Consider the following 24436-nt stretch of genomic DNA (forward strand, 5'->3'; position numbering starts at 1 on the left):
GACCGGCTGACCCGCGAGGGGGCGCTCCGTCAGCCGCCCATCTCCCACAGCAGCACCTCGGCGGGGGCGGCGGCCACCACCAGTTCCAGGCCGTGCGCCCCGGTGATCCGGGCCGCGTCGCCGGGCCCCAGCCCGTGCTCGCCGAGACCGAAGCGGCCCCGTACGACATGGACGTACACCAGCGGCGCGTCCGGGACCGCCGTCCGCCCGCCGGCCCCGGGGCGCCGCACGTGCAGCAGCGCGCCGGCCGCCGGCAGGGCGTACGGCGTGGCGTCGGCGATGCCGCGCACGACCTCGTACGAGGGCGCGCCGCCGGGGCCCTGTGGCGCGAGCCACATCTGCACGAAGACCAGCGGCCCGTCGCCGTCGTTGCGCTCCACGTGCCGGACCCCGGCGCCCGAGCTGAGCCGCTGCACGTCGCCGGGCCGTACGACGGTGGAGTGCCCGGCCGAGTCGCGGTGGGTCAGCTCGCCCTCCACCACCCACGTCACGATCTCGGTGTGGCTGTGCGGGTGCTCGTCGAATCCGGCGCCGGGCGCGAGACGTTCCTCGTTGCAGGCGAGCACGGCGCCGAAGCGGAGGTGGCCGGGGTCGTAGAAGTGCCCGAAGGAGAAGGCGTGCAGGGACTCGATGCCGGCGGAGGCGTCGCCCCCGCGGAAGCGGTCCGCGGAGCGCCGTACAGAAATCACAGGGACCACCGTAGCCCCGGCCCGACGCGCCGGGGTTCCGATAAGGCAGTCTTGTCCCGTGCCCCAACCCGATCCTGAGCAGCCCGCCGCGAACGCCGCCCACCCGCACACCGCGACCCTGCGGCGGCTGGAGAAGTCCTCCGGCCGCCTCGCCGCGAACGCGATCGCCCGCATGGACGAGACGCTGCCGTGGTACCGGGCCATGCCGCCGGAGAACCGGTCGTGGATCGGCCTGGTCGCTCAGGCCGGCATCGCCGCGTTCACCGAGTGGTTCCGGCATCCCGAGACCCCCCAGGCCATCTCCACCGACGTCTTCGGCACCGCGCCCCGCGAGCTGACCCGGGCGATCACGCTGCGCCAGACCGTCGAGATGGTGCGTACGACGATCGAGGTCATGGAGACCGCGATCGAGGAGGTCGCGGCGCCGGGCGACGAGTCGGTCCTGCGCGAGGCCCTGCTCGTGTACGCCCGCGAGATCGCCTTCGCGACCGCCCAGGTGTACGCGCAGGCCGCCGAGGCCCGCGGCGCCTGGGACGCCCGCCTGGAGTCCCTCGTCGTGAACGCGGTGCTGTCCGGTGAGGCCGACGAGGGCGCGGTCTCCCGCGCGGCGGCGCTGGGCTGGAACTCCCCGGAGCACGTCTGCGTCGTCCTCGGCACCGCGCCCGACGGCGACTCCGAGCTGACGGTCGAGGCGATCCGGCGGGCCGCCCGGCACGCCAAGCTCCAGGTCCTGACCGGAGTGCTCGGCAGCCGCCTGGTCGTCATCGCGGGCGGCAGCGACAACCCGCTGCAGGTCGCGAAGGCCCTGATCGGCCCGTACGCGGCGGGCCCCGTGGTCGCCGGGCCCGTGGTCCCGGACCTGCTCGCCGCCACCCGGTCCGCGCAGGCCGCCGCCGCCGGGCTCAAGGCGTGCCAGGCCTGGCAGGACGCCCCGCGCCCGGTCCTCGCGGACGATCTCCTTCCGGAACGGGCCATCGCGTCGGATCCTGCCGCGCGGGAGCAGTTGGTGGAGGAGATCTACAGACCGCTGGAGGAAGCGGGCTCGGCGCTGCTGGAGACACTGAGCGTGTATCTGGAGCAGGCGAGCAGCCTCGAAGGCGCGGCGCGGATGCTCTTCGTGCACCCCAACACCGTGCGCTACCGGCTCCGACGTGTGACGGACGTCACCGGATGGTCACCCTCCGACGTCCGTTCCGCGTTCACGCTGCGGATCGCCCTCATCCTGGGGCGTCTGGCCGACGGAGATTCGCAGTCCTAGACTTTTGTCGTAATCCAACAATTCCCCCGACGGTTCTTGGTCCCTGTCCCCACGGGCCCGCACAGCCGTCCGCAAGAGAGAGTGTGAGGGTGCTCGTACTCGTCGCTCCCGGCCAAGGCGCCCAGACGCCCGGCTTCCTGACTCCCTGGCTCGACCTCCCCGGCGCCGCCGACCGGCTCGCCGCGTGGTCCGACGCCATCGGGCTCGACCTTGTCCACTACGGCACGCAGGCCGACGCGGACGCGATCCGCGACACGGCCGTCGCGCAGCCCCTGCTGGTCGCCGCGGGCCTGCTGTCGGCCGCCGCGCTGGACGCCCGCGCGGACGTCTCGGCGGTCGCCGGTCACAGCGTCGGTGAGATCACCGCCGCCGCGTACGCCGGTGTGCTCACCGAAGAGGCCGCGCTCGGTTTCGTACGCACCCGCGGCCTGGGCATGGCCGAGGCCGCCGCCGTCACCGGGACCGGCATGTCGGCGCTGCTCGGCGGTGACCCCGAGGTGGTCGTCCCGCACCTGGAGAAGCTCGGCCTGACCCCGGCGAACGTGAACGGCGCGGGCCAGATCGTGGCCGCCGGCACGCTGGAGCAGCTCGCCGCGCTGGAGGCGGACAAGCCCGAGGGCGTACGCCGTGTCGTACCGCTCAAGGTCGCCGGCGCGTTCCACACGCACCACATGGCCCCCGCGGTCACCGAGCTGGGCAGGGCGGCGCAGGACCTGGTCGTCTCCGACCCGGCCCTCACGTACGTCTCGAACGCCGACGGCAAGGCCGTCCCCACCGGCTCCGAGGTCGTCGCACGCCTGGTCAGCCAGGTCTCCAACCCGGTCCGCTGGGACCTGTGCATGGAGACCCTCAAGGAGCTGGGCACCACCGCGCTCGTCGAGGTCTGCCCCGGCGGAACGCTGACGGGTCTCGCCAAGCGCGCGCTGCCCGGTGTGAAGACGCTCGCGCTCAAGACCCCCGACGACCTCGACGCGGCCCGCGCGCTCATCGCTGAGCACGCGGCGCGATAGGAGCCCGAGAGCATGTCGAAGATCAAGCCCAGTCAGGGCGCCCCGTACGCGCGGATCATGGGTGTCGGCGGCTACCGTCCGACCCGTGTCGTGCCCAACGAGGTGATCCTCGAGACGATCGACTCGTCCGACGAGTGGATCCGCTCCCGCTCCGGCATCGTGACCCGCCACTGGGCCTCCGACGAGGAGACCGTGGCCGCGATGTCGATCGAGGCCGCGGGCAAGGCGCTGGCCGACGCCGGGATCACCGCCCAGCAGGTGGACGGCGTCATCGTCTCCACCGTCTCGCACTTCAAGCAGACCCCGGCCGTCGCGACCGAGATCGCGGACAAGATCGGCGCGAACAAGCCCGCCGCCTTCGACATCTCGGCCGGCTGCGCCGGCTTCGGCTACGGCCTGACCCTCGCCAAGGGAATGATCGTCGAAGGCAGTGCGCAGTACGTCCTCGTCATCGGCGTGGAACGGCTCTCGGACCTGACCGACCTGGAGGACCGCGCGACGGCCTTCCTGTTCGGCGACGGTGCGGGCGCGGTCGTCGTCGGCCCCGCGCAGGAGCCGGCCATAGGCCCGACCGTGTGGGGTTCCGAGGGCGACAAGTCCGAGACCATCAAGCAGACCGTTCCGTGGTCGGACTACCGGAACGCCGGCGAGGTCGCGAAGTTCCCGGCCATCACGCAGGAGGGCCAGGCGGTCTTCCGCTGGGCCGTCTTCGAGATGGCGAAGGTCGCCCAGCAGGCGCTGGACGCGGCCGGGATCACCGCGGACGACCTGGACGTCTTCATCCCGCACCAGGCGAACATGCGGATCATCGACTCGATGGTGAAGACTCTGAAGCTGCCGGAGCACGTCACGGTCGCCCGTGACGTCGAAACCACCGGCAATACCTCGGCCGCCTCGATTCCGCTCGCGATGGAGCGGCTCCTGGCGACCGGGCAGGCGAAGAGCGGCGACACCGCGCTGGTCATCGGCTTCGGGGCGGGTCTCGTCTACGCCGCGACGGTCGTTACCCTCCCCTAGGCACGTCCGGACCGTTCCGGGCCTGCCGCTTTACCCATTCTCTCAGCCCAACACGAAGGAGCGCCGCAATGGCCTTCACCCAGGAAGAGATCGTCGACGGTCTCGCCGAGATCGTCAACGAGATCGCCGGCATCCCCACCGAGGACGTCCAGCTGGACAAGTCCTTCACCGACGACCTGGACGTCGACTCGCTGTCCATGGTCGAGGTCGTCGTCGCCGCCGAAGAGCGCTTCGACGTCAAGATCCCGGACGAGGACGTCAAGAACCTCAAGACGGTCGGCGACGCCGCCGACTACATCGCGCAGCACCAGGTCTCCAAGGCCTGAGCCTGACATGCGTCTGTCGCCGCCCGGCGGTGGCGCCGTGAAAATTCAGCACCCTCTACACGTGGAGAAAGAATTCCTGTGAGCCCGACCAATCGCACCGTGGTCGTCACCGGTATCGGCGCAACAACACCGCTGGGTGGCGACGCCGCATCGACCTGGGAAGGTCTGATGGCGGGACGCTCAGGCGTCAAGCCCCTGGAGGGCGAGCGCTTCGCCGAACTTCCCGTCCGTATCGCGGCCCCCGCGGCCGTCGACCCGGGCGACGTACTGCCCCGGCCCCTGGCCCGCAAGCTGGACCGCTCGGCGCAGTTCGCGCTGATCGCGGCCCGCGAGGCGTGGGCCGACGCCGGTTACACCGACAAGGCGGGCGAGGACGACAAGATCCAGCCCAACCGTCTCGGTGCGGTCATCGCCTCCGGCATCGGCGGCGTCATCACCCTGCTCGACCAGTACGACGTGCTGAAGGAGAAGGGCGTACGCCGCGTCTCCCCGCACACCGTGCCCATGCTCATGCCGAACGGCCCCTCCGCCAACGTCGGCCTGGAGGTCAACGCCCAGGCGGGCGTGCACACCCCGGTCTCCGCGTGCGCGTCCGGCGCCGAAGCCATCGGGTACGCCGTCGAGATGATCCGTACCGGCCGCGCCGACGTGGTCGTCGCCGGCGGCACGGAGGCGGCCATCCACCCGCTGCCCATCGCCGCCTTCGCCAACATGATGGCGATGTCCAAGAGCAACGACGAGCCCCAGAAGGCGTCGCGTCCGTACGACACGGGCCGGGACGGCTTCGTCCTCGGCGAGGGCGCGGGTGTCGTCATCCTGGAGTCGGCCGAACACGCGGCCGCCCGGGGCGCCCGGGTGTACTGCGAGGTGGTGGGCCAGGGCCTGTCCGCGGACGCCCACCACATCGCGCAGCCCGAGCCGACCGGCCGCGGCATCGCCGTCGCCATGCAGAACCTGATCGACGACAGCGGGCTCAAGCCGTCCGAGATCGTGCACCTCAACGCGCACGCCACCTCGACCCCGCAGGGCGACATCGCGGAGATCAAGGCCCTGCGCCGGGTCCTCGGTGACGACCTCGACCACGTGGCGATCTCCGCCACGAAGTCGATGACCGGTCACCTCCTCGGTGGCGCCGGCGGCATCGAGACCGTCGCGACGGTGCTGGCGCTGTACCACCGGACGGCTCCGCCGACCATCAACGTCGACGACCTGGACGCCGATGTCGACGCGGACATCGTGCGGGACGAGCCGCGCGCGCTGCCCGAGGGGCCGATCGCCGCGATCAACAACTCGTTCGGCTTCGGCGGCCACAACGTGGTGCTGGCCTTCCGTACGGTCTGATCCGGACAGAGCGGCACAGCGGCACGACGAAGGCCCTGCCGGGAGCTCGCAAGCTCCCGGCAGGGCCTTCGTCGTGTTCTCCCTGTCGGCCCGTCAGACGACCTGGTGGAGCCAGCGGACGGGGGCGCCCTCGCCCGCGTACCTGAAGGGCTCCAGTTCGTCGTCCCACGGCTTGCCGAGGAGCTTGGCGACCTCGGCCTCCAGGTCGGTCTCGCCGCCGACCGAACGGGCGAGGGCGGCGCGCAGCCGGTCCTCGGGGATCAGGATGTCGCCGTGCATGCCGGTGACGGCGTGGAAGATGCCGAGTCCGGGCGTGGAGCTGTAGCGCTCGCCCTCCGCCGTGGGGGACGGTTCGGCCGTCACTTCGAAGCGCAGCAGATGCCAGCCGCGCAGGGCGGAGGCGAGTTTGGAGGCGGTGCCCGGCTGGGCCTGCCAGGAGAACTCGGCTCTCCAGGTGCCGGGTGAGGCCGGTTGCCTGATCCAGTCGAGATTGACCCGCACACCGAGTACGCCCGCTACTGCCCATTCGACGTGCGGGCACAGCGCGCGCGGTGCGGAGTGAACGTACAGAACTCCACGTGTCGTCACCGGGACCTCCAGTGTGGGACGAGGTTCGCCTTCCCCAGCGGCCTCGCGCCCGTACCGCCTCTTCCCGGTCGGCTCCCGAGGTTGTCAACAGTAAACAGCATCGGGAGTGAATCTCCTGAAAAGGGACAGTATGTGACGTGATGTAATTTGCCAGTGCCCCGGATGGGCGAAGCGCTGCTGGTTCGACGGGGAAAAACTACCGTGCGGCGGCGTCCGACGGGTGACGTACTGTCGGTCCGGGGTGCCGTACCCACGAAGCTTTCACTCGCCAGGGCGCCCGTAGGACGCCATGGAGGGGATCACGGGATGCGGAAGAGCCGCCAGGACCGCCGCTCGCGCGCCGCCACCGCGACAGCGGCGCTGCTCGTCCTCCTGGGCGGGCTCACGGGGTGCGGTGCGGGAGACGGCGCGGACGGGGGCGGCTCGTCGGCGGGGCCGCGGCCCACCCCCCGGCCCACTCCGCTGTGGGACCGCAGCCCGGCGTCCGTCGCCGCCGTCGGGGACTCGATCACGCGCGGTTTCGACGCGTGCGAGGTGCTCGCGGACTGTCCCGAGGTGTCCTGGGCGACGGGTACGGACGCCACCGTGCGCAGCGTGGCGCTGCGGCTGCTCGGCAAGGCGGGCATGGCCGCGCGTACCTGGAACCACGCGAAGTCGGGGGCGCGGATCGCCGAACTGCCGGAGCAGATGGCGCGGGCGGCCGCGGACAGGCCGCAGCTGGTGACGGTCATGGTGGGCGCGAACGACGCCTGCCGCGACGACGTGTCGCACATGACATCGGTGGCTGACTTCCGTACGTACTTCGAGACCGCGGTGAAGAAGCTGCGCAAGGAACTGCCCACGTCGCAGCTGTACGTGTCGAGCGTGCCGGATCTGAAGCGGCTCTGGTCCCAGGGGCGCGGGAACCCGCTCGGCAAGCAGATCTGGGAGCTGGGCCTCTGCCGGTCGATGCTGGGCTCGCCGGACGCGATGGACGCGGCGGCGGTGGCGCGGCGGGAGTCGGTGCGGGACCGGGTCGTCGCGTACAACGGGGTGCTGGAGGACGTGTGCGGGAAGGACGCGCGCTGCCGGTACGACGGCGGGGCGGTCTTCGAGTACCGGTTCACCGGCGCCCAGTTGAGCCCCTGGGACTGGTTCCACCCGAGCAGGAACGGGCAGGAGCGGCTGGCGGAGATCGCGTACCGCAACATCACGGCCGGGGAACCCCCGGCGTAGACCGTTCGCGCACCTGCCCGCACGGCCGTTCGCATAGGGTTTCGGATCATGAACGCGGAACTCTTCGGCACGCTCGACGACGGCACGCCCGTTCACCGCTGGGTCCTGGAACGGGACGGGGTGGTGGTGCGCGTCCTGACGTACGGCGGGATCGTCCAGTCGGTGGAAGTGCCGGACCGGGACGGGCGGACGGGCGGTGTGGCGGTCGGGTTCGACCGTCTCGCCGGCTATCTGGAGTGCCCGGGGCCGTACTTCGGGGCGCTGGTCGGCCGGTACGCGAACCGGATCGCGGGCGGGGTCTTCACGTTGGACGGGCGGACGTACGCCCTGGCGCGCAACAGCGCGCCGAACAGCCTGCACGGCGGCGAACGCGGTTTCGACAAGCGGGTGTGGGACGCGGAGCCGGTGGCCCCGCACGGGGTGCGGCTCTCGCGGGTCAGCCCCGACGGCGAAGAGGGCTTTCCGGGGCGGGTCGAGGTCTCGGCGACGTACACGCTGGAGGAGGGCGGGGCGCTGCGGATCGCCTACCGGGCGGTGACGGACGCGCCGACCGTGGTGAACCTGACGAACCACACGTACTGGAGCCTCGGGGGCGGCGGCCCGTGCGAGCTGCGGCTCGCGGCCGGGGCGGTGACTCCGGTGGACGGGGACGGGATACCGACCGGGGAGATCCGTCCGGTGGCGGGGTCGCGGTTCGACTTCCGCGCGGCGCGGGTGCTCGGGGGCGGGTACGACCACAACTTCGTGCTGGACAAGGGGGTGACCGGTGAGGCCGAGGTGGTGGGCGAGCTGTACGACCCGGGGTCGGGGCGGGTGGTGACCGTCGCGACGACCGAGCCGGGGGTGCAGGTGTACACGCCGGACGGGTTCGACGGGGTCGCGCTGGAGACCCAGCACTTCCCCGATTCGCCGAACCGGCCGGAGTTCCCGGCGGTGGTTCTGCGGCCGGGCGAGGTCTTCGCCTCGGCGACGGTGTACGGGTTCGGGGTGCGGGGGTAGGGGGCGGGGTGCGGGGTGCGGGCGGTGCCCTGCGGGGCTGTTCCCCGGCCTGCCCCTTCCCGCTGTTTCAAAGTACGTGTTCTACGGGGAACCCCGTCCGGCGCATGGTCCGGACGGGGCGTTCAGCTACCTACCGGGCGTAAATCACGTCACCGGGGGTGGGCCCCGCGCCGAGCTTTACAGCGTGTTCGGGGCAGGCGTAGAGCGTTGTTCCGGGGCCGCTGGTGCTCTGAATCCACCGGACGGGTACCGGGGCGTTTGTGAGTGTGTGGCACTCGACGCAGAGCGCGACGTTCACAGCGGGAAGCGGGTTGGTCAGACCGTCGACAGTCACGCGGACACCCCCGCAGCGGCGAACGTGGAAGCGGGGAAGGGGGCTCCGGGGTACGTGTACGGGTAGTCCACGCCGAGCGTTGCGAGTGCGGCAGCCCGGCGCCGCTCATGGATCACACCGAGTTCCACCGTGGTTTTCGCGAGGACATAGGGACGGGTGAGTGCCACGTCCTCACCCCGCAGCGGGGCGTACAGGCTCCGGATGTGCTCGGGGGTCGGTGTGGGCCATGGGCGGGACCACGGGCTCACGGGGGCGGGCTCGACAGTCGGTTCGGGTGGTTCGGCGAAGAATGCGGCGGAGTGGCGTCCGGGCCGGCGAGGGGCGAGGAGGGAGAGCACCCAGGAAAGGGCGCGGGCGATACGATCGCGCATAAGTCGTTCAGCTCCCATAAAGCTGTCCGGCGGAGCCCCGGCAACCGGTCCTACGCGGTTGCCGGGGCGTTTCAGTTCCGAGAGTATTCCTTTACGTCAAACTACGTAAAGGCTTGTAAAGGTACGTCCCTAGACGTGGCCTGATGTGCTCTGTTGAGCGAGCCCCGCTACCGTTCGTTGCATGGACTACGGCCCAGACGACGAAATCGAGCGGGATGCACCCGAGCCCCCGTTTCAACAGCTCACGGGCATCTTGCGCGCGCGTATTGCTCGGGGCGACTGGAAGCCGCGCCGCCCGATCTCTTCCGAGACGCGACTATGTGAGGAGTTCGGGTTGTCCCGCCCTACGGTTCGCCGAGCGATTGCCGCTCTGGTGGCCGATGGCCTCGTGTTCGTCGTGCCGCAGCGGGGGACATACGTTGCCGAGCGGGCCGGCGAGGACCAGCACCAGGGCGACGCCTAGCACACGTGCCGTGCGGATGCTCAGCGTGTGTGACGAGCCACTGCGTACGCCACGGGACCAGCGAGCCCCGTTCCGACCCCGTCCGCCATGTCCACGATTTCGAACCCGGCTGCCGCCACGTAGTGCTCCAGTTCACGGGGGAACAGAACACGGCGTCGGATCACGTCGCGCGCTTGCTCCCCGGACGCGAGAGCCCATTCCCGGTGCATGGTGTTGATCTGTGTTCGCAGATCCCACTCGTAGCGCATGGTGACGGTCGCGGGACCACCCGGGGTGTCCACCGTGGCGCGAGTCGGCTCGATCTGCATGGTCGGCCATACAGGCGAGCAGAGGACCAGAATGCCCCCAGCCCGTGCGTGTGCCGCGAATGTCGAGAACACGCGCCCGATGCTTTGGTTGTCGTGCACATACGCAAGGGAGTTCCCGAGGCACGTCACGGCGTCCATGCGCTTCCCAAGCCGTACGGTGCGCATGTCTCCAACGCGGAAGTCCAGCCCCGGACGTACTCGGCGGGCGTATTCGACCATGCCGGGTTGGAGATCAACCCCAACGCACTCGTAGTGCTTGGCCAGAACTTCAACGTCTCGTCCGGTCCCGCATCCGAAATCCACCAGCGTGAACGCGTCCGGCAGGTGCCGTTCGATCAACGCTTGGCACGTCTCTGCGCTCTCCGTGTCCGACTGCACCGCGTCATACAGCGCGGGGTATCGGTAGAAGACGTTCGTACTTTCCATGCGCCTAGCTTCCGCATTGGGGCTGGTCATGAGAGCGTCCGCAACCCGACTTCCAGGGCGAGCACGTCGCACAGCAGATCGGGGACCACAGGGGCACCCTCGGCATGTTCTCGGGCTTGCGCGAGTGCCTTCCGATCAACGTAGTCGAGATCCACCAACAACGAGTCTCGCAACATGTCGTCCAGCACAGGCATACCGAACGAGCACAACCCGGCTTCCATGACCGCCAGGAAGTTCTCAGGCTCCGCCGGCGAGACGACCGACACGGGCAGTCCGGCGCGGCGTAGCCGTTCGCGGAACATGTGCTTACCGCGCTTGTACTCATGGGGTAGCTGTTCCATGAACCGCGTGATGCGTGGGTGGACCAGGGGACTTACGGGCCAGACACCGCGCCGAAGAAATCCGGGGTTGTGCATCCCGAAGCCCATCAGAGTGGGGAGGGGCAGCACGGGCATGGGTGCCAACGCTTCGTTGACTTCGGCGAGGGCTTCCACGGCTCGGCTTCCGAGCCACGGCACCGACGGAGGTTCCGGCAAACGGGCGTCCGTACGGGAGTGGTGCGCGTTGATCTCGTCGCCACCGCTGCCGGTGAACACGACTTCGCACCGCCGGGCGGCTGCCTGGTCACGCACCACGTCGAAAGCCTCTTGGTAGAAAGCCCCGGCAGGGTTATGCGGTCGTCCCATCGCACGGACACCACCCATCACGAACGGGGGGTGTTGTAATGCCGGAATCGCCGTGTCCCGGAAGCCGCAGTGCTCCGCCAACGCCGTTCGCCTGTGGCGCTGTTCGGTGCCGACGCGCCCGCCCACGAGCAGACCGAAACTGTGCACGCGGGGGAAGTCCGCAGCACTGACCGAGAGTGCGACATTCGCCGAGTCGGCCCCACCGGACAGCTCTACCCCCACGCACCCCGTTACCGTGGGAGTGTTCCGGACCACTTGGGTCAGCAGAGTGCCGAACACGTCCACAGGGTCCACGCCCGAACGCAGCTTGCGGGGCTCTAGCACGTGCTCGGCAGGCTCGGGATAGTGCACCGCAAGTCCCGCAGCGCTGAATACGGCCCTAGCACGTTCTGTTAGCCGGTACACCCCTTCAAACAGCGTGTCCGCGGTGTACCTGTGCTGTCGGGCCAAGGTTCGCGCCACCACGCGCGGCACGAGCCGGTCCGTCCGAAAGTAGGGGCGCAGGTCCGCAAGGTCCCACGACCCGTACAGCACGTCCCCGACTGCAACGAGGTAGACAGGGGCAGTACCGAACAAGCCCGCAGATAGCTGTACTTGCTCGGGGCTCATGGTGAGGGAGACGTAATCGGACTCGTCTCTCGTTCTCTCCCTAACGATCACGCTCACGTTCGGCAGGTGATCGACATTGAACTCTGTAGCGAGTACGGGAAGGCTCGCCGGCTTGACCCAACTTGAACCCGTCGACCACGTGTCACCGAACGCTGACCACTGCGGGGCGCGTAGGTCCCGCAAGCTCAGACGCATTGAGATCACTTGACTACTCCTCCAAGTCGAACGACGGGGCGAGGCCCGATCAGCCCCGCCCCGCCGCATTACTGAACCGGTGACCGTCAGGCGGTCACGGCGCAGTGGTCGCCGTTGTTGTCGCCACCGCCGGGCATCTTGTCCATCAGCCCCGCGTCCGTGCTCGGCACGCCGGTGATCAGTTCGCCGGTGAACAGCTCGTCAACGTTCACGATGTATCTCCTAGGGTTGCTGTTACTCCGCAGCGGATGCAGCGAAGTGGAACCCGTCCGGCTGCCCGCTCTTCCTGTGTGCAGAGCAGCCGGACGGGGGCTTATCGGTGGTAGCGCTGCCGCGGAGGCAGCACCGCCCCTTGCCGGGGCACACTGCATGACTCGGACCCACGGTCCGGCTCGGGGGTAGCGGGCGGAACGGGCGCGCTTGGCTCTCGCGTCATCGGTTCCTCTTTGGCTCGTGACCCGCCCTGGACGCCCGTGGGGGAGCCACTGCGAACGCGACCAGGACGGGGGCGTGTGGGGTTAGGCATGGGTGAGCACCCCGCGGACGGAGATCGGACACGGGACGACCACGGGACGGGCAGTGAGCGCGTACCAACACGCGTCATCGTGTGCAAGGAACCCATACGCGAGACCCGCTGCGAGCTGGTGCAACGCGTGGTCCTGGTGCTCGCTGTCGGTGGTCCAGAACCGCAGTTCCGCAGGTGCGTCCCTCTCGGTGTGCGTTACGAGTCGAAGCGCTTGGGGTGGAATCCACTCGGTGTACGGGTCCGGGTCCAGCGCATCCGCGAAACGGAGAGCTTGACCACGGAGCCACCGGAGCACGAGCCGGCGAGTGGAGGCGACCGAACCGCCGAGACAGACAGTCTTCACCGCGTCACCCGCGAACACTTCGGCGATGTACTCACCATGGATCATGCGGCACGCTCCCCGTTCGGACGGGTCACGGCTTGCAGCATCTCGGCTGCCACTTCCACGGCGTCCGTGAACGCTTCCAGCTCGGCCACTTCAGCGGCAATGCGCTCGGCAATCACTGCGTCCAGCTCGGCGAAGAACAGCGCTCCGGGCTCGGGGTCCGTTTCGATCCGGTCCAGCTCGGACAGCCCGGCCGCGCAGCGCTGCTGCGGGGTGAGTGCGTCCATGGTCCGAGGGAAGCGGGTCCGTAACCGGATCTTCGCAGCCCCCGCGGCGAGGGCGAGACGTACAGGTAAGCGGGTTGGGGCTCTCACAGCAGATCACCCCGGCTTCGCGCATTCGCTCGGGCGGTCTCCGCACTCAGACGCTCTATCGGGTCCACAGGTCGGACACGCTCGGGCTCGGCTTCCCACTCGGCTCCGCCACCCACGGGGCGCAGTGACCAGTACGGACCAGCAACCCCGCGGAACTCTCCGACGCAGCTGCGGCCTGTGTCCACCATCAGCGCACCCACGGAGGGCAGTACCGGCTCTGTATTCACTCTCCTATGTCCCTTCCGCCGCGAACCCGGCTGTTCGCTCTAGGCAACCGTCTGATCACGCCCGGCGGTACTGTTGGGAAGCGCACAAGGATTAAGAGCGTTAAGCGCTTAGCGCAGTCGTGCATGGGGAGTTGAACGGCCGTGGGCACTAGCGAGCCGAACACAGGACTAGAGCGTCTGTTCCGCGAGACCGGTTGGACGCTGCGGCAATGTGCGCAAGCGATCAACCGGATTGGGACCGAGCGCGGCACCCCGAAGCAGTACCGTGCACCCTCCGTTCACCAGTGGTTGAGCGGGAGCGTGCCACGCGATGACGCCCGACCGTTGATCTTGGAAGCGCTCGCCCGGAAGCTCGGGCGGCCCGTCACGTATGCGGAAGTCGGCTTTCCGGCCCCCGAGAGCGGGACGGAGGCAACACCATCCAGCACGGTTGACGGGATCATTGATCTTGGAAGGCTGGATATGGACCCTTCCCGCCGTAGCGTGCTTAGCGTCGCTCTGTTCTCCGTTGCCCTCACAGTCCCCGATTGGCCGGACGTGGTGGGGCGCATGGAAGCCGCGCAGAAAGGCGCCCTGACCCGCATCGGCATGTCTGACGTGCATACGGTCTCGACTATGACGGAACAGCTCTCGTCGATGGACGACCAGTTTGGGGGCCGGACCGCTCGTCCGCTTGCGGCAGCGTTCCTGGTGAACACTGTTGCCCCGTTCCTGTGGACAAAGGGGCCCGAGGATGTACGGAAAGCCATGATGTCTGCGGCGTCCGATCTCTGCTATCTCACCGGGTACATGGCGGTCGATGAGGGTTTGCACGGACTCGCACAGCGTTACTACCTGAAAGCTCTAGAGCTTGCGGGAGCGTCGGAAGATCACTTGACGTTCTGCACCACGCTCCGCGGCATGAGCGTGCAGGCGGTAGACCTGAATCAAGGACCGATAGCCATGCGGCTCGCGGACGCTGCGGCGGCTTCCTCCCCGCAGGCTGGTCCACGGATGCGCGCCTTCCTCGCCGGCCAGCAGGCACATGCAGCCGCACAAATCGGGGACCGGCGGTCCGCGCTCATGTACTTGCAGGAAGCTGAAGTTGCCATGGACAAGGCAGAGTCCCGGGGGAAGGTGTTCGGCTCGTACGACCCCGCTTCGCTCAATTACCACACCAGCCAAGTGCGGTTCGAAATGGGGGACTCGCACGGTGCTGTTGCCGCCATGCAGGAATCGGACCGGCTTCGGTCCAGTGTCTATCGACGCACCCGCGTCAAGCAACGGGCGATCCTTGCCGAGCGCCAACTAGCCGTTGGGCATCTCGAAGCCGCGTGCCAAACATGGGGACTCGCACTGGACGACTACCCGCTAGTCGACTCGGGGCGTATCGATAAGCGGATGACGGACATGTTCAACCTCATCCGTCCCCACATCCGCAACCATGACGCCCAAGCTCTGTACGAGCGTGCACGCGAGACCGTCCGGCCCGAGCTGGTCCCGGCATAGCGAAAGCCCCGCCATACCCCGAGTCGGAAGTATGGCGGGGCTGGTGGTCACGCTGCCTGGCGAAAGCTCTCGGAGCGTGCGGGGGTGTTGAAGCTGATCACGGCGGGGTGGAGCCACTCGGGGTAGTGCTGCCCGTAGTCGCATATCGACAGGGACTCGTCGTGCTGGACCCCTATCCCGCATGGGTGCTGTACCCACTCGACATGCCCGACCAGCGTCCGTGATCGGCGGTCGCGTGCGAGTAGCCGGAAGTTCAGCAGTGCGCCGGGTCCCCGCAGCAGCCGCGAGACCGATCCACATTGAGGACCGGGGCCCGGGGCGGAGCCCCGGTTCGGGAAGGGGCGGGGCGGGGTGGAGTGGGGGACGGCCACCGCAGGGGGTCAGCCCTGGATGTCCAGGGTCGCGGCCAGGCGGATGTCGGTGAGGGAGCGGCCCGTCCGGACCTCGTACGCGCCGGGGACGAAGGACCAGGAGCCGCTCTCCTCGTCCCAGACCTCGAACGCGCGGCCCGGCAGCGCGATCTGCGCCTCCGCCCACTCGCCCGGCCCCGCCTCGACGCCCGCGAACCCCGCCAGCCAGCGCACCGGGCGCTCCACCGGGTCGGCCTGCGGGGCCAGGTAGACCTGGACGACCTCCCGGCCGGTGCGTGAACCGGTGTTGCGGACCCGGACCCTGGCCGTCGTGGGGGTCACCTCCAGGGACTCGTACTCCCAGGTGGTGTAGCCCAGGCCGTGGCCGAACGCGTACGCCGGGACGGCGCCGGCCCTGTCCCAGGCGCGGTAGCCGATGAACAGGCCCTCGTCGTAGCGCAGTTCGCCCTCCGTCGGCGCGACCTCCGTCACCGGCGCGTCGGTGAGGGCGGCCGGCCAGGTGGTGGGCAGCCGCCCGCCCGGCTCGGCGGCGCCGAGCAGCACGTCGGCGAGCGCGGCGCCGCCCTCCTGGCCGGGGAACCAGCCGAGCAGTACCGCCGCCACGTCCTCGCGCCACGGCATCTCCACCGGGGAACCGGAGTTGACGACCACGACGGTGTTCGGGTTGGCGGCGGCCACCGCACGGACCAGGTCGTCCTGGCGGCCCGGGAGGCGCAGGTCCGTACGGTCGAAGCCCTCCGACTCGACGCGCTCGGTCGTGGCGACCACGACGACCGCCGTGTCGGCGTCGCGGGCCGCTTCGACGGCCTCGGCGATCAGCTCGTCGGCGTCGCGCCGCGGCGCCCCGTGCAGGAACGAGAACATGACCGCCGGGAGCGGGGCGTCGGCCGTTCCCGCGACGGGGTGGACGAGGGAGACCTCGACCGGCTCGCCCGCGGTGAGGCGGACGCGGCCGCGCTCGGCCGGGGCACCGAAGAACGCCTCGAAGGGGTCGCCCTCGTCGCCCCTCTCCTGGACGCCGTCGTAGAGCACCTCGCCGGCGACGGTCAGCGTGAACGCGCCGAGGCCGCGGGTGCCGAAGGTGTGCTCGCCGCTCTCGCGCGGGGTGAAGGTGCCCCTGGCCTCGACGCTGTGGAGCGTCTCGTGGGTGACGCCGTCCGGGAGGTCGTTGCCGATCCACTGCACCTGGCCGCCGGGGAGCGAGCGCGTACCGATGGTGGCGCCGGCGGCGTCACGGCAGACGGCCCGGAGAGCGAACCCCTTGCCGGCGGGGCTGAGTTCGTCGCTGGGGTCGGCTCCGACGGCGTAGGTCAGGACGGAGTCCGGGAGGACGGCGGCGAGGCCGTCGAGAGGGGCGACGACCCGCTCGGGGAAGACGGTGGCGGAGCCGCCGCCCAGGATGCGCGCGTCGCGGGCCGCCGCGCCGATCAGGGCGAGCTTGCGGAGCTTGGAGGGGTCGATGGGGAGGGTGTGGTTCTCGTTGCGCAGGAGGACGAACGCGCGGCGGGCCACCTCGCGGGCCAGCGCCCGGCCGTCCACGGCCTCCGGCAGGCCGGTCACGACCGGTGGGGCGCCTTCCAGGGCGCCGGCGCGGGCGGCGAGCCGCAGGACGTTGCGTACGGCGCCGTCGACGACGGACTCGTCGGCCTCGCCCGACCTGACCGCGCCGGCGAGCGCGTCGCCGTAGACCGTGGTGGGGCCCGGCATGGCGACATCGAGGCCGCCTTCGATACCGCCGGTGGTGGAGCGCGCGGCCATCCAGTCGGAGACGATGCAGCCGTCGAAGCCCCACTCGCCGCGCAGCACCTCGTTCTGGAGGTGGCGGTGCTCGGTCATGGTGACGCCGTTGACCCGGTTGTACGCCGCCATGATGCCCCAGGGGTGGGCGTTCTCGACGATGGCCTCGAAGGGCGCCAGGTACAGCTCGCGCAGCGGGCGGGGGGCGATGACGTTGTCGACGGTGAAGCGGTCGGTCTCGGCGTCGTTGGCGACGAAGTGCTTGACGGTGGTGCCGACGCCGCCGTCCTGGACCCCCTTCACGTAACCGCAGCCGATCTCGCCGGTGAGGTACGGATCCTCGGAGTAGCACTCGAAGTGGCGGCCGCCGAGCGGCGAGCGGTGCAGGTTCACGGTCGGCGCGAGGAGGACGTGCACGCCCTTGCGGCGGGCCTCCTGGGCGAGCAGGCGGCCGACGCGGCGGGCGAGCTCCGGGTCCCAGGTCGCGGCGAGCGCGGTCGGTGACGGCAGCGCGACCGACGGGTCGTCGGCGGTCCAGCGGACGCCCCGGACACCGACCGGGCCGTCGGACATGACCAGGGACTTCAGGCCGATCTCGGGGAGGGCGGGCAGCGACCACATGTCCCGGCCGGCGAGCAGGCGGGTCTTGGCGTCCAGATCGAGCTGGCCGAGGGCCGCTTCGACGGCCTCCTCGCGCATCCGGCCGGTGTCCCGGGTGGGGGTGGGGGGGTCGACTGCCACGGCGGTACCTCCTCGTCGAAGTCCTGCTGGTGTCTCCATCGTCACGCGTTTCCCTGTAGAGCGGTAGGGTTCGTTATTCTTTCGAGACATACCGGGATGGCGTACCGTCCTGCCAGCACGCACGAGGGGAAGGAACCAGGACGATGGCCAGGGCCAGGAGCGAGGAGCGGCGGGCGGAGATTCTCCGCGCGGCCCTCGAAGTGATCGCCGAACGCGGTTACCGGGGAGCGTCGGTGAGCGCGGTCGCCGAGCGCGTGGGCCTGACCCAGCAGGGGCTGCTCCACTACTTCCCCACCAAGGAGGCCCTGCTCGTCGCCGTACTCGAGGAGCGCGACCAGTGGGACACCGGCGGCCCGGGGCGCGGGGCCGGGGCCTGGCGGCCGGACCTGCTGGACTCGCTGGTGGAGTACAACGCGATGCGTCCCGGCGTCGTACAGACCTTCTCCGCGCTGCTCGGCGAGAGCGTGACCGAGGACCACCCGGCGCGGGAGTTCTTCACCCACCGCTACACCCAGGTCCGTGGAGACATGGCGGCCGCCCTGCGCGCCGAGTACGGCGACCTGCTGCCCGGCGGGCTGACGCCGGAACGGGCGGCGCCGCTTCTGGTCGCGGTCATGGACGGGCTCCAGTACCAGTGGCTGCTCGATCCGCAGGCGGTGGACATGCCGGCCGCCTTCCGCGACTTCCTCTCCCTCCTGGGACACGAGCCCGCCCCGTAGCGCACGTCACGGGCGTACCGCGATACTTCCGCCACCCGACGGAAGGATCCCCCGTGTCCCCGATACGCCCCCGCCACACGTCGTTCGGCCTCGCCCTCGGCCTCATCACGCTCGCGCCGCTTCTCGGGGCACCGCCCGCCGCGGCGGCGGAGGCGGTGGCTCCGGCGACCGTCGAGGAGCGGCGGCTGGAGCGGGCCGCGCCACAGGAGATCCTGCGGCGCAGCGGATTCGACACCGTGGCGGAGGACTTCGCCCGGACGCTGGGCGGGGCGCGGTCGTACGCCGCTGCCGAGCGGGCCGTCGTACGGCACGGATCGCGGCTGTGGCAGCGGGCCGTGGACCGGGCGCAGGGCAGGGGCCCGGCGGAGTACGAAGGGCGCGAAGCGCTTCCTCGGAAGGGTGGTGGCGGGCGGCGGGCGGGCCTGAGCCGGGACGACGACCGGCCGCTGTACTGGGCGCGGCTGGGCATGACGCGCGAACTGCGGCAGTGGCAGGCGCCGTTCGGTCTCGGCGAGGCGGCGCGGGCGAAGCTGCTCGACCGGCTGGAGCGGTCGTCGCGGGGCCAGGACACGATCCGCTTCCCGGCGGCAGCGGCATCGGCAGCAGGCAAGGACCGGGGCAAGGGCATGAAGCGGGTGCTCGTCACCGGCTTCGACCCGTTCACGCTGGACCGGGACGTGCGGATCAGCAACCCGTCGGGCGCGACGGCGCTCGCGCTGGACGGCACGGTGGTACGGACCGCCGCCGGCCCCGCGCGGATCGAGGCGGCCGTCTTCCCGGTCCGCTGGCAGGACTTCGCGGACGGCACGGTCGAGCGCACCCTGCGCCCGCACCTGCCGCACCTGGACCTCTTCACCACCGTCAGCCAGGGGCGGGTCGGCCGGATCGACGTCGAGCGCTTCAACGGGGCCTGGCGCGGCGGCTTCCCGGACAACGAGAACGTCTCGCGCACGGAGACCGTTCCGGTGGCCGGCCCCGCCCCGCAGCCGCAGTGGACGGCGACCACGCTTCCGTACCAGGAGATCGTGGCCGCGGACACCGGCCGCTTCCCGGTGTACGACAACACGTCGGTGACCGAGATCCCGGCGGGCGCGACCGCCCCCGTGGTCCGCCCGGACGGTCCGACGACGGGCTCGACCGCCCGCGCGGGCGGGGGCGGCGACTACCTCTCCAACGAGATCGCGTACCGCGCGACGCTGCTGCGCGACCGCCTGGGGCTGGACGGCCTGCCCGGCGGACATGTGCACACGCCGGTGCTCCAGTTCGGTGCGGGCAACACCACCGAGGTGACGGACCCCGCGTTCGTGCGCAACCGGCTGGACATCGTCGCGCAGGTGCGGGCGATCGTCGCGGTGGCGGCGGGCACGCCGTAGCGGAGGTCCGGGGGCCGGCTCTCGCCGGGCGGCGGGCCGGGTCCACGTCGCGTCGTTCGTCCTCGGCCCGGACGGCGGAGCGCTCACCCGTTACGACAAGCGGCATCTGTACGAGAACGAGCCTGACGTCTCCGTCCCGGGCACGGGCGACGGGCGGTTCGAGCTGGACGGTGTGCGGTGCGCGCCGGGGACGTGCTTCGGCAACCACTTCCCGGACGTCGCGGAGCGGGCCGCCGCCGACCCGTGCCGCATCCACCTGGCGAGTTCGCTGTACGGGAAGGGGAACGGCGAACGGGAGCGCGCCGCCGTCCACCCGGCGCGGGCCAAGGACCACGGGCTGTACGTCGTCCTCGCCCCTCACGTGGGGGGGCGGGCGGGGCCGTACGGCGCCTGCGGACCGAGCGCGGTGCGGGGCCCGGACGGGGCGGCGCCGGACGGGGCGGCGCCGGACGGGCCGGGCCTCGCGCTCGCCGGCGTACCTACGCCGTAGGGGGAGGCAGGACCGCGCCGGCGTGGTCCGCGTCGGCCGACGGCTCCTCCAGCAGGTCCCGCGCCATCAGCGTCGCGCCGGCCACCGCGCCCGGCATCAGGAAGACCGCGACCAGCGGCACGAGGAACGCGAGGGTGAGCGGGACGCCGAAGCCGAGGGTGAGCAGGCGGCGGCCGCGCAGCAGGGCGAGGCGCTGCTTCAGCTCGACGCCCCGGCGCTGGAGCGCCACCGCCGCCAGCTCCTCCGCGAGGAAGAACCCGGAGACGCAGAAGCCGATCACGGGGACGGCGGTCTGGCCGACGACGGGGATGAAACCGCAGGCGAAGAGCAGGACGCCGTACAGGACCACCCGGGCCAGGACGCGCACGCTGTCGCGGGCGGAGATCCACAGCTCGCGGACCAGCGGCAGACCGGACTCGGGGGCGGTGCCGTCGGGGGACACGGAGCGGTCGACGCGCTCGGACAGCTCCTCGTAGAAGGGCTGGCCGACGAGCAGCGTCACGGCGGTGAAGGTGATCACCGCGAGGAACAGGGCGAGGGCGAAGAGCAGGGCGGTCAGCGCACCGCGGAAGACACCGAGCCAGGGCGATCCCCAGTCGTCGGCGAAGGGCGTGGCCCAGGCCGTGAGGTCGTCGGCGCCATGGGCGAGCCCGATGAGGGCGCCGACGTACAGCACGAAGGTCACCAGGCCGGGCAGCAGCCCGAAGCCGTAGGACTTGCCGTGGCGGCCGACCCACCGCTGGCCCTTCATCAAGTAGCCGAAGCCCACCCCGAGATCACGCATGCGAACAGCCTATCCACTGCCCGGGGCGGGCCTCGTACCGCGTACCCGGCCGGCCGTCCAGGTCGATGTCGCCGACCGGGACGAAGCCGTTGCGGGTGAGGACGGCGCGCGAGGCGGGGTTGTCGGCGGTGGTGGCCGCGGTGAGGACTTCGAGGCCGTAGTCGGTCGCGGCGCGCGTGCGGATCTCCCGCACGGCCGCGGCCGCCAGGCCCCGGCCCGTGACCCGCTCGGCGATGCGGTAGCCCAGGTCGGCGGCCGCGTCCGCGACGTCGACCAGGTTGACGCGTCCGAGGACGGCTCCCTGCTCGTCGACGAGGAGGTGGAAGTGGCACAGGCCGGCTTCCTGCTCGGCGAGGAGGGCGGCGTGGCGGGCCTCGAAGTGGGTGAAGTAGTCGTCGCCCCGGTCGGGCACCGACCGCGCGAAGTAGGCGCGGTTCTCCAGCTCGAAGGCGAGGAGGGCCCGGGCGTGGCCGTCATGCAGTCGCGTCAGGCGCAGGGAGGGAGGCAGAGGTGGCAGGGGTGGCATGGGTGGACCGTACAAGGCGGTATCACGCTCGTCACTCGCAGGTGGACCGCAGGCAGGTACGAGCAGGTACGGGGGGAGCGGACCGTGCGCGATGCCACCGTGGCGGCACGGGGCGATGGGCGTTCCGCCCTGTCGCCGTACGACGAGCGGGAGCCGCTGGGCGGCGGGCGGCTCCCGGAGTTCGGACCCGCCGGCTCGGCGGCCGGGTGCGCAACGCCCTCTTGTTGTTCCGGGATTCCACAGGTAGACCCTGCGTACCGATCATCTCTGATCACTTCCGACGCATCCGGAGATACGCATGGGCACAGGCATACCGAGACCTCTTCTCCTCACCACCGCCGTCATGACGGGCGCACTCCTGCTCTCCTCCGTGCCCGCGGCCGCACGGCCCGGTCCTCCCGCCGACGGCGGCGGGAACGGGAACGGCGTCCACCGGGAACGGGCCGCCGCCGGTCAGGGGCAGGCGGCGCGCACGCCGGCGGGTGCCGCCGCCGCGGCGCTCGACGGCCGGGCGTCCTTCGGGCCGCGGCACGACGGCGGGTATCCGCGCCGTACCCGCCTCGCCCCGCCCGCGCCGGACCCGGCCGACAAGTCCATCAAGCTGGGGCTCACGCCGTACCACTCCATCGCCCCGAAGCTCAACGCGCTGCAGAAGCTGGGCGACCGGGTCAGCGTCGAGGTCGCCGGGCGGTCCGCCGGCGGGCACGACCTGTACCTGGTGACCGTGACCGCGCCGGAGAGCGACCGTGCGGCCCGCGAGCAGGAGCGGATGCGGGAGCTGATCGAGAACGCGCCGGCCGCCGCCGCCAAGGACCGGCGTATCACGGCGGATTACAAGGCGCCGGTCTTCATCAACAACAACATCCACGGCAATGAGTGGGAGGGCACGGACGCCGCCCTGAAGCTCATCGAGGAGCTCGCGAGGGCGAAGGACCGCAAGACCGCCGATCTGCTGGCGAAGACCCGTATCTACCTCAATGTGACCGCCAATCCCGACGGGCGGATCGCGGGCACGCGTGCGAACTCCAATGGTTTCGACCTCAACCGGGACTTCATCACCGCCACCCAGCCCGAGGCGCGCGCGATCCGGCGGATCGCCATCGACAAGCAGCCGGCCGTCATGATCGACCTGCACGGGTACGTCAACGGCACGCTCATCGAGCCGACGACCCCGCCGCACGGCGAGAACTACGAGTACGACCTCTTCCTCAAGAACTCCTACGCCAACGCGCTGGGGATGGAGCGGGCCGTCAACGGCCTCGGCTACACGGCGGAGAAGGACGGCGTCGAGCCCGCCGTCATCCCCTTCCGCGACCAGGCGGAGGGCTGGGACGACTGGCCGCCGGTCTTCACACCGCAGTACATGCCGTTCCAGGGCGCGGTCGCGGCGCACACCATCGAGTTCCCGATGCAGGTCAACAACCGCTCGTACGACACGCTGCCGGTCGCCGAGCTGCGCCGCAGGGCTGCCGTCAACACGGACATCGCGGGCGCGGCGATGCGCGCGACCCTCGACTACACGGCCGGGAAGCGGTCTTCGGTGATCGCCGACCAGATCGAGACGTTCCGGCGCGGCGCGGCGGGCGCGGCGCAGGTGCCGGTGTCGCAGGAGTCCGTTCCCGGCGTGCCCGGGATCGGGCCGGAGGACGTCTACACGACGGACTTCCCCCGGGCGTACGTCGTTCCGGCGGGCCGGGACCAGCGGTCCGCGACGGCCGCGGCCCGGCTCGTCGGCCACCTCGTCGCCAATGACGTGAAGGTGGAGCGTGCCCGGCGGGACTTCCGGCTCGGCGGACGGCCGTACGGGGCGGGGTCGTACGTCGTCGACATGCGCCAGCCCAAGCGCGGGCTGGCCAACGTGATCCTGCACGAGGGGCGGGACATCAGCGCGGACGTCTCGACGATGTACGACATCTCGGGCTGGAGCCTCGGTCTGCTGTGGGGCGCGAGCGTGGAGAAGGTGCAGAAGGCCGCTCCGGGCGGCCTCGGCGTTCCCGGCCGTACGGTCCGCGCCGCGTCGCCCACCGGTTACGTCGCTCCGCACGGCGATCTCCGGCTGCGGCTCGACGACCCCAGGGAGCTCGCCGCGCTCAACTCCCTGCTGGGGGACGGGGTGAAGGTGCGGCGTACGGCCGACGGCAGCGCGCTCGTGCCCGCCCCGGCCCGCAGGAAGGCCGCCGCCCTCGCCGTCCGGTACGGCGTCGCCTTCCACGCCACCAGGGCCAAGGGCGTCGCCCCGCTGCACCGCACCCGGGTCGCCGCGGCCGTCACGCCCGGCGAGCTGTTCGCGCTGCGCGAGATGGGCTTCGAGGTGCTGCCGGTCTCGACGGCCGCGCTCAACGCGGGCTTCGACTGGTCGCGGGCGGATGTGCTGTTCGTGTCGTCGGGGCTGGAGTACGGGAAGCTGGACGCGGCCGCGCGCGGCGCGCTCGACGCGTTCCTCGCCGGTGGCGGCGGCCTGGTCGGGCGCGGCGCGGCGGGCGCGGCGCTCAACGCCGGAGCCGGTCTGCTGGCGGCGGAGCCGGTCGAGGGCAACGGGGACGCCAACGGCGTCGTCCGGGTCTCCAACGCGGGCGGCGCGGTGTCCGGCGGCGCGCCGGAGCACACCTTCGTCTACTCGCCGATGTGGTTCACCGACCTCGGTCCCGGCGTGCGGGTCGAGCAGTCGTACGGCGCGGGGAACCCGCTCGTGTCCGGCCACTGGCGCGCGGCCGGGGACGGCAGCGGCGGCCCCGAGGACGCGGCCGGCCGGGCGGCCGTCGTCAGCGGTACGTCGGCGAAGGGCGCGGGAGTCGTGCTCTTCGGTACGGAGCCGCTGTTCCGCGCGCACCCGAAGGGCGCCTTCGCGCAGGTCGGGCGGGCGTTGATCAGCTCGGCGGGCTGAGTCCGGCCCGGAATAACCCCTCGGCGGCGGTTGCTT

24 protein-coding genes and 1 pseudogene are annotated in these 24436 nt (G+C 70.9%); 13 read left to right on the top strand and 12 right to left on the bottom strand.

The window, feature by feature from the left end; genetic code table 11:
- Window positions 1-29: 29 nt before the first annotated feature.
- Window positions 30-689 (bottom strand): pirin family protein, encoded by a 660-nt coding sequence (locus ACWDZ4_RS02935; protein ID WP_451506696.1) that lies wholly within the window; start codon window positions 687-689, stop codon window positions 30-32.
- Between the two features lie 58 nt (window positions 690-747).
- Here ACWDZ4_RS02935 and ACWDZ4_RS02940 point away from each other — a divergent pair, with 58 nt between their 5' ends.
- The 5 genes from ACWDZ4_RS02940 to fabF all read left to right on the top strand — a co-directional run bounded on the left by ACWDZ4_RS02940 (window position 748) and on the right by fabF (window position 5641).
- The gene (locus ACWDZ4_RS02940; protein WP_451506697.1) at window positions 748-1947 is read left to right on the top strand and encodes a PucR family transcriptional regulator; all 1200 of its coding nucleotides are present in this window, start codon (window positions 748-750) and stop codon (window positions 1945-1947) included.
- Between the two features lie 89 nt (window positions 1948-2036).
- Window positions 2037-2957 (top strand): ACP S-malonyltransferase, encoded by a 921-nt coding sequence (locus ACWDZ4_RS02945; RefSeq protein ID WP_451506698.1) that lies wholly within the window; start codon window positions 2037-2039, stop codon window positions 2955-2957.
- 12 nt (window positions 2958-2969) lie between these two features.
- Complete coding sequence (locus tag ACWDZ4_RS02950) at window positions 2970-3974, top strand: beta-ketoacyl-ACP synthase 3 (RefSeq protein ID WP_451506699.1); 1005 nt, start codon at window positions 2970-2972, stop codon at window positions 3972-3974.
- 68 nt (window positions 3975-4042) lie between these two features.
- Window positions 4043-4300 carry an acyl carrier protein gene (locus ACWDZ4_RS02955; protein WP_093800999.1) on the top strand — a complete coding sequence of 86 codons (258 nt, stop codon included), beginning with the start codon at window positions 4043-4045 and terminating at the stop codon, window positions 4298-4300.
- Window positions 4301-4378: 78 nt separating this feature from the next.
- Entirely contained in the window at window positions 4379-5641 is a 1263-nt protein-coding gene (fabF, locus tag ACWDZ4_RS02960; RefSeq protein WP_451506700.1) for a beta-ketoacyl-ACP synthase II, read from the top strand.
- A 93-nt stretch (window positions 5642-5734) separates the two neighbouring features.
- Here the strand turns inward: fabF and ACWDZ4_RS02965 are convergent, their stop codons facing one another.
- The gene (locus ACWDZ4_RS02965; protein WP_344492224.1) at window positions 5735-6229 is read right to left on the bottom strand and encodes a DUF3145 domain-containing protein; all 495 of its coding nucleotides are present in this window, start codon (window positions 6227-6229) and stop codon (window positions 5735-5737) included.
- A 306-nt stretch (window positions 6230-6535) separates the two neighbouring features.
- Between ACWDZ4_RS02965 and ACWDZ4_RS02970 the strand changes: the two genes are divergently transcribed.
- Both ACWDZ4_RS02970 and ACWDZ4_RS02975 read left to right on the top strand, forming a co-directional pair.
- Complete coding sequence (locus ACWDZ4_RS02970; protein ID WP_451506701.1) at window positions 6536-7444, top strand: SGNH/GDSL hydrolase family protein; 909 nt, start codon at window positions 6536-6538, stop codon at window positions 7442-7444.
- Between the two features lie 48 nt (window positions 7445-7492).
- Complete coding sequence (locus ACWDZ4_RS02975; RefSeq protein WP_451506702.1) at window positions 7493-8443, top strand: aldose epimerase family protein; 951 nt, start codon at window positions 7493-7495, stop codon at window positions 8441-8443.
- A 330-nt stretch (window positions 8444-8773) separates the two neighbouring features.
- Here the strand turns inward: ACWDZ4_RS02975 and ACWDZ4_RS02980 are convergent, their stop codons facing one another.
- Window positions 8774-9148: a hypothetical protein gene (locus ACWDZ4_RS02980; protein ID WP_451506703.1), complete on the bottom strand. Its 375-nt coding sequence runs from the start codon at window positions 9146-9148 to the stop codon at window positions 8774-8776.
- A gap of 181 nt (window positions 9149-9329) precedes the next feature.
- Here ACWDZ4_RS02980 and ACWDZ4_RS02985 point away from each other — a divergent pair, with 181 nt between their 5' ends.
- Window positions 9330-9611, top strand: coding sequence for a winged helix-turn-helix domain-containing protein (locus ACWDZ4_RS02985; protein WP_451506704.1), 282 nt, complete (start codon window positions 9330-9332; stop codon window positions 9609-9611).
- Window positions 9612-9631: 20 nt separating this feature from the next.
- On the opposite strand, the gene ACWDZ4_RS02990 is transcribed toward ACWDZ4_RS02985, so the two are convergent.
- From ACWDZ4_RS02990 to ACWDZ4_RS03015, 6 genes are all read right to left on the bottom strand, one after another.
- Entirely contained in the window at window positions 9632-10345 is a 714-nt protein-coding gene (locus tag ACWDZ4_RS02990) for a methyltransferase domain-containing protein (protein ID WP_451506705.1), read from the bottom strand.
- 26 nt (window positions 10346-10371) lie between these two features.
- Entirely contained in the window at window positions 10372-11697 is a 1326-nt protein-coding gene (locus ACWDZ4_RS02995; RefSeq protein ID WP_451506706.1) for an asparagine synthase, read from the bottom strand.
- A gap of 224 nt (window positions 11698-11921) precedes the next feature.
- Complete coding sequence (locus ACWDZ4_RS03000) at window positions 11922-12047, bottom strand: hypothetical protein (protein ID WP_451506707.1); 126 nt, start codon at window positions 12045-12047, stop codon at window positions 11922-11924.
- A gap of 306 nt (window positions 12048-12353) precedes the next feature.
- The gene (locus ACWDZ4_RS03005) at window positions 12354-12749 is read right to left on the bottom strand and encodes a hypothetical protein (RefSeq protein ID WP_451506708.1); all 396 of its coding nucleotides are present in this window, start codon (window positions 12747-12749) and stop codon (window positions 12354-12356) included.
- Complete coding sequence (locus ACWDZ4_RS03010) at window positions 12746-12973, bottom strand: hypothetical protein (RefSeq protein WP_451506709.1); 228 nt, start codon at window positions 12971-12973, stop codon at window positions 12746-12748. The genes ACWDZ4_RS03005 and ACWDZ4_RS03010 overlap by 4 nt, the downstream gene beginning before the upstream one ends.
- A gap of 83 nt (window positions 12974-13056) precedes the next feature.
- On the bottom strand, window positions 13057-13248 hold the full coding sequence (locus ACWDZ4_RS03015; RefSeq protein ID WP_451506886.1) for a hypothetical protein: 192 nt from the start codon (window positions 13246-13248) through the stop codon (window positions 13057-13059).
- A 180-nt stretch (window positions 13249-13428) separates the two neighbouring features.
- Between ACWDZ4_RS03015 and ACWDZ4_RS03020 the strand changes: the two genes are divergently transcribed.
- On the top strand, window positions 13429-14775 hold the full coding sequence (locus ACWDZ4_RS03020) for a tetratricopeptide repeat protein (RefSeq protein WP_451506710.1): 1347 nt from the start codon (window positions 13429-13431) through the stop codon (window positions 14773-14775).
- A 380-nt stretch (window positions 14776-15155) separates the two neighbouring features.
- Here ACWDZ4_RS03020 and ACWDZ4_RS03025 read toward each other — a convergent pair whose 3' ends face one another.
- On the bottom strand, window positions 15156-17582 hold the full coding sequence (locus ACWDZ4_RS03025; protein ID WP_451506887.1) for a beta-glucosidase H: 2427 nt from the start codon (window positions 17580-17582) through the stop codon (window positions 15156-15158).
- Between the two features lie 185 nt (window positions 17583-17767).
- Here ACWDZ4_RS03025 and ACWDZ4_RS03030 point away from each other — a divergent pair, with 185 nt between their 5' ends.
- From ACWDZ4_RS03030 to ACWDZ4_RS03040, 3 genes and pseudogenes are all read left to right on the top strand, one after another.
- Window positions 17768-18343, top strand: a complete 576-nt coding sequence (locus tag ACWDZ4_RS03030; protein ID WP_451506711.1) for a TetR/AcrR family transcriptional regulator — start codon at window positions 17768-17770, stop codon at window positions 18341-18343.
- Window positions 18344-18396: 53 nt separating this feature from the next.
- A complete protein-coding gene (locus ACWDZ4_RS03035) occupies window positions 18397-19716 on the top strand; it encodes a pyroglutamyl-peptidase I family protein (protein WP_451506712.1) in 1320 nt (439 codons plus the stop codon).
- A gap of 82 nt (window positions 19717-19798) precedes the next feature.
- Window positions 19799-20206, top strand: a pseudogene (locus ACWDZ4_RS03040) (nitrilase-related carbon-nitrogen hydrolase); the annotation flags it as partial.
- On the opposite strand, the gene ACWDZ4_RS03045 reads toward ACWDZ4_RS03040, so the two are convergent.
- Window positions 20196-20990 carry an EI24 domain-containing protein gene (locus ACWDZ4_RS03045; protein WP_451506713.1) on the bottom strand — a complete coding sequence of 265 codons (795 nt, stop codon included), beginning with the start codon at window positions 20988-20990 and terminating at the stop codon, window positions 20196-20198. The pseudogene ACWDZ4_RS03040 and the gene ACWDZ4_RS03045 overlap by 11 nt on opposite strands.
- The gene (locus tag ACWDZ4_RS03050) at window positions 20983-21516 is read right to left on the bottom strand and encodes a GNAT family N-acetyltransferase (protein ID WP_451506714.1); all 534 of its coding nucleotides are present in this window, start codon (window positions 21514-21516) and stop codon (window positions 20983-20985) included. The genes ACWDZ4_RS03045 and ACWDZ4_RS03050 overlap by 8 nt, the downstream gene beginning before the upstream one ends.
- 298 nt (window positions 21517-21814) lie before the next feature.
- Between ACWDZ4_RS03050 and ACWDZ4_RS03055 the strand changes: the two genes are divergently transcribed.
- Window positions 21815-24400, top strand: coding sequence for a M14 family zinc carboxypeptidase (locus ACWDZ4_RS03055; protein WP_451506715.1), 2586 nt, complete (start codon window positions 21815-21817; stop codon window positions 24398-24400).
- The last annotated feature ends 36 nt before the right edge of the window (window positions 24401-24436 follow it).

The sequence above is a fragment of the Streptomyces sp. NPDC003016 genome, from assembly GCF_053591455.1.